Annotated in this window: 8 protein-coding genes and 1 pseudogene; 5 read left to right on the forward strand and 4 right to left on the reverse strand. The window is 56.5% G+C overall.

All coding sequences use genetic code 11. The features are described 5' to 3' along the window. Positions 1–147: 147 nt before the first annotated feature. From LIX15_RS32435 to LIX15_RS32445, 3 genes are all read right to left on the reverse strand, one after another. Entirely contained in the window at positions 148–801 is a 654-nt protein-coding gene (locus LIX15_RS32435; protein WP_227778994.1) for a helix-turn-helix domain-containing protein, read from the reverse strand. 188 nt (positions 802–989) lie between these two features. Then, positions 990–1,352, reverse strand: coding sequence for a hypothetical protein (locus LIX15_RS32440; protein ID WP_438267244.1), 363 nt, complete (start codon positions 1,350–1,352; stop codon positions 990–992). 9 nt (positions 1,353–1,361) lie between these two features. After that, a complete protein-coding gene (locus LIX15_RS32445) occupies positions 1,362–2,501 on the reverse strand; it encodes an aromatic ring-hydroxylating oxygenase subunit alpha (protein ID WP_227778996.1) in 1,140 nt (379 codons plus the stop codon). Positions 2,502–2,670: 169 nt separating this feature from the next. Between LIX15_RS32445 and solA the strand changes: the two genes are divergently transcribed. The 4 genes from solA (at position 2,671) to LIX15_RS32465 (ending at position 9,897) form a co-directional block, all read left to right on the forward strand. Further along, positions 2,671–3,813, forward strand: a complete 1,143-nt coding sequence (solA, locus tag LIX15_RS32450) for an N-methyl-L-tryptophan oxidase (protein ID WP_227778997.1) — start codon at positions 2,671–2,673, stop codon at positions 3,811–3,813. Positions 3,814–3,915: 102 nt separating this feature from the next. Next, entirely contained in the window at positions 3,916–6,426 is a 2,511-nt protein-coding gene (locus LIX15_RS32455; RefSeq protein WP_227778998.1) for a GcvT family protein, read from the forward strand. A gap of 91 nt (positions 6,427–6,517) precedes the next feature. Beyond that, a complete protein-coding gene (ilvA, locus tag LIX15_RS32460; RefSeq protein WP_227778999.1) occupies positions 6,518–7,756 on the forward strand; it encodes a threonine ammonia-lyase in 1,239 nt (412 codons plus the stop codon). 413 nt (positions 7,757–8,169) lie between these two features. Then, the gene (locus LIX15_RS32465) at positions 8,170–9,897 is read left to right on the forward strand and encodes a BCCT family transporter (protein WP_227779000.1); all 1,728 of its coding nucleotides are present in this window, start codon (positions 8,170–8,172) and stop codon (positions 9,895–9,897) included. Positions 9,898–9,948: 51 nt separating this feature from the next. On the opposite strand, the pseudogene glyA reads toward LIX15_RS32465, so the two are convergent. Next, positions 9,949–10,914 (reverse strand): annotated as a pseudogene (gene glyA / locus LIX15_RS32470) (serine hydroxymethyltransferase); the annotation flags it as partial. A 223-nt stretch (positions 10,915–11,137) separates the two neighbouring features. Between glyA and LIX15_RS32475 the strand changes: the two are divergent. Further along, complete coding sequence (locus LIX15_RS32475) at positions 11,138–11,551, forward strand: GlcG/HbpS family heme-binding protein (protein WP_227779001.1); 414 nt, start codon at positions 11,138–11,140, stop codon at positions 11,549–11,551. Positions 11,552–12,406 lie beyond the last annotated feature (855 nt).

Genomic DNA, 12,406 nt, shown 5'->3' on the forward strand with positions numbered 1-12,406 from the left:
GCCCAGGCGCACGCGTTAGCCCGCAGATCAGTCACCCGCTCTAACGTCGCCACGCTCCGTATTGACTACGTGTAAAGATCGAATCGTCTCGAAACTGGCTGAAGTCGTCACTTCAGAGTGGCGTGACCCAAGAATGTGTTCGCGCCGCTACTCATCCGAGACGAGTGTCGTCTCGATGAGTCGTGAGGTTCCACGTCTAATCCGTCCTCCGACCGCCGTCGACGAGATGCCTAACTGTTCGGCGAGCGCTTCGTGTGAGGTCTGTCGAGGTTCCTCGAAATAGCCCTCCTCGAACGCCGTTAGGAGGGCCTTTCGTTGCGCATCTGTCAGTGATTTCCCGTCTGCGGTGAGGCTTTCTTGTTGATACAGTCGGTCCAACTCAAACAAGATATCCTCCGCTCGGCAGTAGTCCCATAACTCCGACAGCGATTTTCGGTCGGGGAGTTGAACACGGAGAAGCCACCCCTGTCTCGCCGACCTCGCTTCGAGCATCAAGCCGCCGACCTTGGTCGTTTTCGGTGTAATCAGTTTCGTTCCGGGCGTATAACAGAGTCGGTAGATGCGGGTCTCTCCGTGGTCAGCAACCATCTCCGCCTGGTCGACTGTCGTATCGTCTGCCAGCGCTGCCTCGAACGGTTCGAAGTTCCCGTCGTCGGTCTCAACGAGGAAGAAAAACATCCCCGTTTCGGGGTCCGTTCCCGTCGTTGGAACCACCTTGAGAGAGATATTCGACACCGCCTCTATCGTGGGTGCGAGCGCGAGGTTCGGATGGCAAACCGTGACGTGTGAAATAAACGTCATAGTAGGGTTGTGTGTACGATAAGTCGCTCCGTATTCCACCTCCATCGGCATTCGTGTTAAACATTCGGTGCCGCGATGGTTTCCAAGTCAGCTTTCTCGAAGTGGTTTCCATGTCCTCGATTCGAGTGTACCGCGAATCCGTTATAAACCCGTTTCGAGTACGGATTGGCATCTTTTCTTCCGTTCATTCAAAACGCGCTGATGTGGTCGTCTTTCGGCTCCCACACGTGACCCGTCATCCGTAGCGCTCTGAGTTCGGCAAGCGTCTCACCGACGGTTCGGCCTTGCTTTCCCATCGCCGCGGTCACGAGACCAAGCGGCACCCCGTCTTCGTACTCCTCGCCGAGTTCGAGAATGACGGCTTTGAGGTCGTTTTCCGCCGTTTCCTCGATCGACTCGTGGTCGGTACATTCCCATTCGATGTCATGGCCCGTGAGCGTCCGGTGGCGTCGGTAGAACGCGATCACCTCGTTGGGTGCCTCTGTTTTCTTTCGTTCCATACACTCAGAACAGTGTGCGACAAGCGACATTCGTTCCTGTTCGTTCATCATTTGATTTGTTTAGGCGTTGTAGGCCTCTTGGGCCAGTCGGTGGAACTTGTGCAGCGTGTGCTCGTTCGGTCCGAGTTGTGCTTGGCCGAGCGCGCCCGATTTCAACCCCTCGTACTGTCGTTCGACCAGTTCGAAGTCCTCCTCTTGGAGCTGACGACTCGTTCGCACGAACTCCATCTCCTCATCGCTCATCGACGAGTTCCTGAAGAAGTAGTCAGCGATGAGTTGGAAGCGTCCTTCATCGATAGGATCAATGATGTACGTACCGTAGCCATCCGCGGTTCCATACATGTTCACCGTAAAGTTCGGCCACAGGTAGTAGAATTTCGCCTCGTGCTCGTCGTGAATGCGGAGGTCATCATCTACTTCTTCGTCGTGCGTGTAGTGGAGTACCCAATGATAGTCGTTCACTTCAAGCTCGGAATCGTCGAGTTGGATTCCTTTGATCCAATCCTGGTGGTTGGCTTGACAGTGGTCGCATTCGGAGTAGTTCCCACCGAACGTTTTCCAGTTGCATTCTACTTCTGAGACAAATCGGGCGGCGTGTTCGTACTCGTCGAGCGGGAGCGCTTTGAGTTCTGTCGCCATCTTCCCAGCTTGTTCCGAAAGCGGCATCGGGTCGATCTCAAAGTTGAGGAATACCAGCGGCCCGATTCGATCGGTCGAAACCTCCATGAGGCCGTTTTTCTCGGCATCCAGTTTCCGCACCTCATCGTCGTCCAGATCCGGGTTGAGGCTGGCCTCCTCGAAACTTTGCGGGGTCGTCGAGAGGTTGCCGTCGAGGTCGTACGTCCAAAGATGGTACGGGCACTGGATCCGACTCATGTTGCCGGGGTCGCTCATCGGCGTGTCGTCCACTATTTTCGACCCTCTATGGGCACAGACGTTGTAAAACGCGCGAACGTCGTCCTTCTCGTCCCGAACGACAATAGTCTGCTTGTCACCGACCGTCCGAGTGAAAAAGTCTCCCGCTTCGGGAATGCAGTTGGCGTGGCCCGCATACACCCAGTAACGCGAGAACACCTTCTCCTTCTCCATCTCGAAGACGTTTGGACTGGTGAAGTATTCCGCCGGAAGGGCGTTCGTTTCGTCCGTAATGTCCGGGCTGACCGCTTCCACTTGATCAGTCCCATCATTCCATCGTGTCATATGACAACTCATCTCGTCCCGTGAGTATAAATATGAACCACAGATAGCTCCCCCGTTTAAGTGAATCGGAGGGGAAGTCGAACAGTTAACCTGGATAAGTTCGATAATTCGCTGGGTTTTACAGAGGGAAAAATATGAAGATGGTCGGTTCCGAACAACGGGGACGAGCATGAGAGACAGTAACAACCGAAGGGACGTCATCGTGATCGGCGTCGGTGGAATGGGGAGCGCCGCAACGTACCATCTGGCGCGACGAGGACTCGACGTCCTCGGACTGGAGCGCTTCGATATTCCACACACACAGGGATCATCGCACGGTATTACGCGTATCATCCGGCGTGCGTACTACGAACACCCGTCATACATCCCGCTCATCGAACGTGCGTACGAACTCTGGGACGAGTTGGCCGACCGGACGGGAAGACCCGTCATTCATCGGACCGGCTCGATCGACGCCGCGCCCGAGGGGAACGTCGTCTTCGAAGGCTCGCTGCGCTCCTGTGAGGAACACGACATTCCTCACGAAATCCTCACCGGTGCGGAACTGACCGACCGGTTTCCCGGCTATCGCCTTCCCGAGGATTACAAGGCGCTGTACCAACCGGATGGCGGATTCGTCGTTCCGGAGGAGTCTATCATCGGTCACGTCGAAGCAGCACAGGAAGAAGGAGCGGATATCCGTGCCCGTCAGCGCGTTCTCGACTGGGAGGAAACATCCGGCGGCGGCGTTCGCGTCAAAACGTCAGAGGCGACGTACGAAGCCGAAAACCTCGTACTCGCCGCCGGCGCGTGGAACTACAAACACGCGGACGCACTCGATGGGCTTGCCGTCCCCGAGCGGCAAGTACTCGCGTGGTTCCAACCGGACGAACCGTCGGCGTTCGAACCCGACTCCTTACCGGTGTGGAACATCAGCGCACCGGAAGGGCGGTTTTATGGGCTTCCGATTTACGGCGTTCCCGGGTTCAAACTCGGAAAGTACCACCACCTCGACGAACAGGTCGACCCCGATGACTGGAACACGGAACCGGGGCCCGAAGACGAGCGGCTATTGCGAGATTTCACGGAGAAATACTTCCCGAAAGCGGCGGGACAGACCATGCGGTTGGCGACGTGTATGTTCACCAACTCCCCGGACGAGCATTTCATCCTCGATACGCTCCCGGATCATCCACAGGTAGCGGTCGGTGCCGGTTTCTCCGGCCATGGATTCAAGTTCGCGAGCATCATTGGAGAAATTCTTGCCGACCTCGCCGTCGAGGGGGAAACGGACTACCCGATAGGGATGTTCGAGTTGGGACGGTTCGATTGACCATTCGGTTCTTGTCGCCTCTCGGTGGGGCATCTAATTTCAATACCTGTCTTATCTCACATTGACCCTTTTCACTTGTTACCGTCGATGTAAATGTGACAAATGAGTGCAAATGGCATACTTCCCGACGAAGCCGGGACACTCGTCGTGGGGGCCGGCTGTGTCGGTTGTAGTGCGGCGTACCACTTGAGCGAACTCGGTCGTGAGGACATCGTCGTCGTCGACCAAGGGCCATTGTTCGAAACGGGTGGTTCGACATCACACGCACCCGGATTGGTGTTTCAGACCGCCAGCGACAAGTTGATGTCCAAGATGGCTCAGTACACGCGGGAACTATACGACAACCTCGGTGGCTTTCGAAAGTGTGGCGGTATCGAAGTCGCCCACACCGAAGAGAGGTGGAACTTCCTCAAACGGAAGCGCGAGTGGTCTCGCTCCTTCGGCGTCGAGGACGGGGAACTGCAGTCGCCGTCGGCGGTCAAGGAGCGCATTCCGCAGATAAACGCGGACGCCATCCACGGCGGGTTCTACGTCCCGTCCGACGGGAAGGCGCATGCTGTCGATGCCTCAGAGGCGATGGCGAACCTAGCACGGGACAGAGGAGCCGAGTTCTACGGCAATACGCAGGTCGTCGATCTCGAAACCGACGATGGTGAAATTGATGCCGTCATCACCGAACACGGCCGTATCGAGGCTGACGAGGTACTCCTCGCGACGAACATCTGGGGACCGCTGTTCGGCGAAATGGTCGATGTCGACGTCCCACTCAAACCCTGTGCGCACCAGTATCTTGTCTCGGATACCATCGACGAACTGGTCGGTGCCGAGCGCGAACTCGAACAACCGATCCTCCGCCATCAGGATCGTTCGCTTTACTTCCGACAGCACGGCGATGCCTATGGGGTCGGTTCGTATAACCACGAACCACTACTCGTCGAATCCGAGGACATCTACGGGCCGGAACAGCTAGACGACCTCGGATTGGAATACCCGTCGCTTCGGGAGTTCACGGCCGAACATTTCGTCGAGAACACGCATCCCGACCACGAACAAACGGCGTTCGACGCCGCGAGCGACCTGATTCCGGCGTTCGAGGAGTGCGACTGGAAAACCGAAATGAACGGGATGTTCTGTTTCACCACCGACGGGATGCCGATTCTAGGCGAAACCAAGGATATTGATGGACTATGGTGGGCACTTGCCGTTTGGGTAACACAATCGGGCGGCGTCGGGAACGTCATCGCCGAGTGGATGGAAAACGGGACGCCGCGACTCGACGGTGAACTGGTAGACGTGACCAGCGCTTCCATCGACCGGTTTCAAGAATATCACGGATCCGACGGATTCGTTCACGATCGGGCAGCACAGCAGTACCGCGAGGTCTACCAACTCACCCATCCCCGCAATCAGCCGGAAAAGCAACGCGGGTTGCGTCGGAGTCCGTACTATCCGCGCCAGCGGGAACTCAATGCGGAGTTCTACGAGAGCGACGGGTGGGAGTCACCACAGTGGTACGAAGCGAACGAAGCGCTATGCTCCGAATACGACGTTCTCGACCGGCCAGATTGGCTGGGACGTAATTGGTCGAAAGCGCACGGTGCGGAGCACCAAGCGGTTCGTGACCGAGTTGGTTTGTACGACCTCACCTCCTTTACCGCGATCGAGGTGTCCGGTTCGGGTTCGGAGCGGTTCCTGCAGGGACTCCTCTCGAACGACATCGGCGTTTCTCCCGGACGGGTTCGCTATACGACGATGCTCAACGAGGATGGCGGCATTCTCGCCGATCTGACCGTCTCGCGTCTCGGCGAGGATCGATTCCTGATACTGACCGGCGGCGGCAGTTCGGGAACGACGCAGGAGCGCTGGATTCGCGACCACGCCCCCGATAACGGGTCAGTCAAGGTTATCGACCGAACCTCCGCCCGGTGCGGCCTCGGTGTCTGGGGCCCCAACGCGCGAAAAACCCTCGCAGGATTGGTTGAGGCGGATATCTCGCACGACGCGTTCCCATTCTTTTCCTGTCAGGAGACGTACGTCGGGGGCGTCCCCGTGACGATGCTCCGTGTCTCGTTCGTCGGCGAACTCGGCTGGGAACTATACGCTCCGATGGAGTACGGCGCGCAACTCTGGGACGCAGTCTGGGATGCGGGAGAGGAATACGGCGTCCTCGCAATGGGCGATGCGACGCTCAACTCGATGAGCATGGAGAAAGGGTTCCGACTGTGGGGAACGGACATCTCGCCAGAGTACAACCCCTACGAGGCGAACCTTTCGTTCGCCGTGGATATGGAGACGGACTTCGTCGGGAAGGAAGCGCTGGCGGAGGCGAAAGAGGAGGGAATCAAGCGAAAACTCGTTCCTGTAACCCTCGACGAACCGGGTACGGTCGTCGATACCGGCCACCCTATCATCGACGGCGACGAGGTGGTAGGATATACGACACGCGCCGACTACGGGTACACTATCGACGCTGGAATCGCCTACGCCTATCTACCGACGGCCTACACGGACGCCGGTCAATCGGTCGATGTGGAGTACGAAGGAGAGCGCTTCCACGCGACAGTACAAAATGAACCGCTATTCGACCCCGACCGGGAGAAGATACTGCGTTGATTCGGGGAGTAGAATTACGGTATTGCACCGTTTGGATCGCATCCACGTCGAACCGTTTCCATCATAGTAGTGGACGACAATGGAGACACAAATGACCGACAACACGTCGAAACGACTCTCCTTTTCGGACATCGAACAGGCCATCGAACGACTTGACGACCCCGAAGTGGTGAAACGAACGCCCGTCGAACGGAGTACGTCCCTCGACGACCGAACCGGCGGCGAGGTACACCTCAAGATGGAGCATCTCCAGTGGACGGGGTCGTTCAAAACGCGCGGCGCGTACAACAAAATAGAACGCGACGTGGTGGGAACGGACACCGACCGCGTCGTCGCGGCGAGCGCCGGTAATCACGCGCAGGGGGTGGCGCTCGCGGCGACCAAACTCAACATCGATTCCACCATCGTCATGCCCAAAACCGCTCCGCAGACGAAGATCGACGCGACAAGGGGCTACGGTGGCGAGGTAGAACTCGTCGGACAGGACTTTCGTGAGGCGATGAACCATGCACAAAGCCTCGCGGAGGAGGGTTCCGCAGAACTCATTCACGCGTACGACGACCCGGCAATCATCGCTGGACAGGGAACGCTCGGCGTCGAAATGTACGAAGATCTCCCAAGTGTCGATACCGTCGTGGTTCCCATTGGCGGCGGCGGCCTCATCTCCGGTATTGCGATGGCCTTCGCCGAACTGTCCCCCGAGACGCGAATCGTGGGCGTGCAGGCGACGGGTGCGGCGACCGTTCCCGACAGTTTGGACAAGGGGATTCCGAAGACACTCGACTCCGTGGACACCATTGCGGACGGCATCGCAACGGGCGGTATCTCCGAGTTGACGCTCTCGATAATCGAAAACCACGTCGACGAAATCGTCACTGTGACGGACAGCGAAATCGCACGGGCGGTTCTCTTCCTGCTCGAACGGTCGAAGCAGGTGGTCGAGGGTGCTGGTGCGGCTTCAGTCGCAGCCATCATGGGCGAAGCCCTCGACGTCGAAGGGAAAACGGTGATGCCGTTGCTCTGCGGTGGAAATCTCGATATGACTATGCTCCAAACCGTGCTGGTACACGCACTGACCAACCGCGAGCAACTCCTCCGACTTCGAGTTCGTATCCACGACCAACCTGGAAAGATGCAGGAGGTGTCCGGCATTATCGCGAATCACGGGGCGAACATCCGAAACGTCCGACACGACCGTTCGGCACCCGAACTGGACGTCGGCGAGGCCTACCTCGTCTTCCAGGTGGAGACGAGCGGTGCCGGGCAAGCGCGGAATATCATCCGCTCGATACGTAGTCGTTCTTACGAGGTCATTCACGTCAACGCCTGATGCGTTTGGCCCACTCGACTCCAGCGTATCGATATCACGGATATTCCTTTTTGAACAAAATGATACGATGGTTATCATAAATTAAATGAGTGTTAAATTTTCGTCTGTCCGTTATATAGACCGCAGCATAGAAACACGAACTATTATTATCGAATCTCAAGACAAAGGCATGTGGCATTGTGACATGGTGTCTCAGGACACGAGATTCGCTGACAAATTCGAACTCACATCAACACCCAATCGCATCGGGACACCAGTCACTAACGAGACAATGAATTTTCGGGGGAAGCACCGTCGATTTCAAGAGACGCGTAACCGGACGTCGAAAACACCGACGTTAGCCCCTCGAACGGACGGCAACACAACGCGGAGTGCTGTGAATACACACCAGCAGGGGATCGCATGAGCGAAACATGAGCCAAGAACAAGGAATCGTACGCGAGTTCGTAGACGAGATAGATCCGCTTGTGTTCGGATTCGGCATTTTGACCGCGATAACGTTCCTCGGATACGTGTTACTCGTGGGGCCGGACAAAGCAGGAAATACCATGGAAGCAATCAACAACTGGTTGTGGACCAACTTCTCGTGGTTCTACCTCTGGGCGATGTTGATATTCGTCGGCTTCACGACGTTTCTCATCTTCGGACCGTGGGGGAAAATAAAACTCGGTCCGCCCGACGCGGAACCAAAACATAGTTTTTTTGCCTATTTTGCGATGTTTTTCTCCGCCGGAATCGCCGCTGGAATCGTGTTTTGGGGCCCCGCCGAAGCCATTTTCCACTATGGTAGCGGAACCCCCCTCGCAGGTGCGGATGCCCCCGCGAAACAACGCATGTTAGGGTCGCTTCAGTACACGTTCTTCCATTGGGGCATCTCGGCGTGGGCTGCCTACCTCATCGTTGGAGTTCCCATCGGATACTTCGCACACAAGAAGGGCGCACCGTTCAAGTTCTCGACCATCATTGCGCCGCTCGTTGGCGTTGAGAATATCGACGGCAGCTACTTCGCGCGAGTCGTCGACCTCATCGCGGTATTTGGGACGATGGGCGGCATTGCAACGTCGCTTGGATTCATCGGTCAGCAGCTATTGATGGGGATGGACTATCAGTTTGGGTCCGTCCGAACGCCCTCAGCCTCGGCGTCGGCGCTCCCGCTTGACGTATTCGGGATTCAGCTGGGCGACATCGGCATCATCCTCGTCATTATCGGCGTGACCACGGTATTCACGCTCTCCGTCATCAGCGGCGTCGAGAAGGGTATCAAGCGGCTCTCGCAACTGAACGTCATCGTGTTCATCCTGTTGGGCGTGTTGGTCTTCTTCATCGGCGTCTACAACGGGATGGCTTCGTTCGTGCTCAATCTGGGAACGCAGGCCATCGGCCAGTACTTCGACCAGTTTATCAAGATGAGCCTGTTCACCGGCGCGGCGACGGATTCGTCGTTCATCGGGAGTTGGACCATCTTCTACTGGGCGTGGTGGTTTTCATGGGCACCCTTCTCGGGTATCTTCCTCGCGAAGATTTCGTACGGTCGAACCATCCGCGAAGTGACGTTCGTCGGCGTCGTCGCGACGACGCTAGCGACGATCCCGTGGTTCCTCGTCATCGGTGGGATGTCAATGCGGATGCAGCAACTCGGCAACGCAGACATCCTCGCAGTTCTCTCAAACTACGGCGGAAACGAGGCAGTCTCCGGGTATCCGCTGTTCGGAGCGCTCCCGGCGGGTGCCCTGTTATCGGGGCTGTTCTTCCTGCTTGTCATCACCTTCTTCGTAACGTCGGCCGACTCCTCGACGCTCGGCATCGCAATGCTGACCACCGGTGGGAAGGAAAGCCCCTCGGAGCTCAATCGACTCATCTGGGGTATACTTCAGGGACTGGTCGCTGCCGTCCTCATCGTCATCGGCGGAACCAACGCACTTCAACAGGCTGCCATCATCACCGGCGGACCGGTCGCCCTCGTCGGACTCATCGGCGTGTACGGCATGGTAAAGGAGTTCAGCAGTTTCAAAGGCCGCGTCCTCGTTCAGGAGGGTGCATCCATCCGGGACGACGATATGCTGATCGGGGGTGGTAGCAGTAGCGGCGGGCCGGGCAGAGCAACTTCCGCCCATCCGGCCGACGGCGATGAGGACGACTGATGTTCCCGACGGCTCGGTTTGACGAACCTTCTTTTTTCGTCCGGTTTTCTCTCACTCGTAAATTGGGAGCCGCGCGCAGAGACGGTCGACGTCTTCGCGCGCCGGTTCGAGTACGACCTCGTCGTAGGGTGTATTCAACACGTCCGCAATCGTTTCTGTGATAGTGCACCGCTTCGGTGTCGAACCCCCGGGCGGTAATCGCCGGGGTACCGATTCGGATTCCACTCGTCACCATCGGCGACCGAGTCTCCCCCGGAGCAGTGTTCTTGTTGACGACGAGTCCCACCTGGTTGAGTGCGATTTCGGCCTCTTTGCCGGTGAGTTCGGGGTGCGAATCGCGGAGGTCGACAAGGACGAGGTGTTTGTCCGTCCCGCCGGACACGACGATAACCCTCGATCCTGAAGGGCATCCGCCAACGTTTGCGCGTTCGCGACGACCTGCTTTGCGTACGTCTCGAATCCGGGGTCGAGCGCCTCGCCGAACCCGGCCGCCTTTCCGGCGATATTATGCATCAGTAGACCGCCCTGCGCGCCCGGAAAGACTGCGGAATCGATGTCGTCAGCGTACTACTCATCGCACATGATGATACCACCGTGTCCCGAGCGGATGGTCTTGTGTGTCGAACCGGTGACGAAATCCGCGTGCGGAACTGGATTCGCGTGTTCGCCAGCCGCAATGAGTCCCGTGACGTGGGGGATGTTCGCGAGGTGATAGGCATCTACCTCCTCGGCGACGGCGATGAACCGCTCGAAATCGAACTCGCGCGGGTATTCGGACGATCCGCTCACGATGAGGTCCAGGTCGAACTCCTGAGCGAGAGTTGCGAAGTCTTCGTAGTTGATATAGCCCGTCTCCGGGTCTACCTCGTACTGTTCGACCTCGTACAACTGGCCGGAGAAGTTGACCGAGTGGCCGTGTGAAAGGTGACCATCGTGACTCAACGAGAGGGATAAGATTCGGTCATCGGGATCCAACGTGGCGAAGTAGACGCCCATATTCGCCTGCGTCCCGGAATGACGAACACGATTTCGAAGCAGAAGAAATTGAAGAACCGGGGACAGAGAACCCTACCGACATCATCATCGAGTCTCATCGTCGTCTACCCGCTATGGTCGACACTTCTCGAAGTAACCAATTGAAGTTACTTTTTTAGATTTTCCAGATCTTATGTAACCGTATTTAATTGGGTTTCTATACTGTGGTGAATCGCTATCCCTCCTCGCTCCCGGTTTATTCACGATGAATTCGATTCCACTTTCCGAGGCGAAGACGCTCATTGAAGCCGCCGAACAAAAAGCAAACGATATCGATAATCCGATGGTAATTACGGTAGCGAACGACGAAGGTAATCTCGTCGCCCAGCACCGGATGGATGGTGCGTGGCTCGCGTCAGTGAATATTTCGCGGAATAAGGCCTATACGGCCGCCGCACTGGAGATGCCAACGCACGAATTGGCAGAAGCCACAGAACCGGGGAACTCTCTCTACGGACTCCAGACAACAGACGGTAACCGAATCGTCGTCTTCGGCGGTGGATATCCACTCAAACGTGACGGTGCGGTCGTCGGAGCGCTTGGCGTTTCCGGTGGTGCGGTCGAACAGGACCGAGAAGTCGCCGAATCGGGCGTCGAAAAGTGGAATCAGAATAACTGACGCCGCTGACATCGAGCTAGACTGGTCAATTCACATACGGTCGCCCAGAAGAATACACTTCCGAGGACGTCAACGATCGACAAAGTATGCACTCGCCGTGCAACTATCGATTCCAACCGGTTTACATCACTGGTGGCGCAATACCGAACACGTGATACATTTGCGTAAATTTGACCAGCGTCCGTTCTCTGTTTAGACGCCGAAACTGGGCGAGAGAGTGGTGATAGCAAAGGTATCGATCGCAAATCATCCATCAGAAAGTGAGAGCACCACCACAAATACCGGGTGAGTTCGGACGGAAATATCGACCGATACACGGCGTCCTCGAGACGGGATGCACACTAACAAAGCCAAACACGAGCAGTCTTTCTCAGCGCATCCGGTTTCTTTTCCGATTAGCTTTCCGAAAGTCAGAACTACGCCATGGAAATCGCCAAATGAGAGTCTGGAAGACGGACGATGAATGAAAGGTAAAATACATGGGATGCCTCACAGGCAGCCGGTGTTGCAATGCAAGTCTGGTGATGGCGCCAGATGGTGTCTTCGAGGGAGGGCTCTGTGAGGGCATCTAAATAATTGGCTGGAAGCATAAAGGGAGTACCGGAAGCACAAAATTCAATTTTAGTTACCCACATGCGTCACCGATTTCTGGTATCCAGATGGCGACGCTCCTCGTCTACAGTCGATATTGATCAACCCGGTACAGTGGGGGACGGATTTCGTGACAAGTTCAATCACGTAATTCCTCGTTCATTGTTTTTTCAAATGACAGAGTAATCGGAATGAAGTTATTCATATGCACGAGATCAAGATAAACTTTTAATATTTTTATATTGATAAATGCTTACTGTGAGA

The organism is Haladaptatus pallidirubidus, from assembly GCF_020700235.1.
Classification (GTDB): domain Archaea; phylum Halobacteriota; class Halobacteria; order Halobacteriales; family Haladaptataceae; genus Haladaptatus; species Haladaptatus pallidirubidus.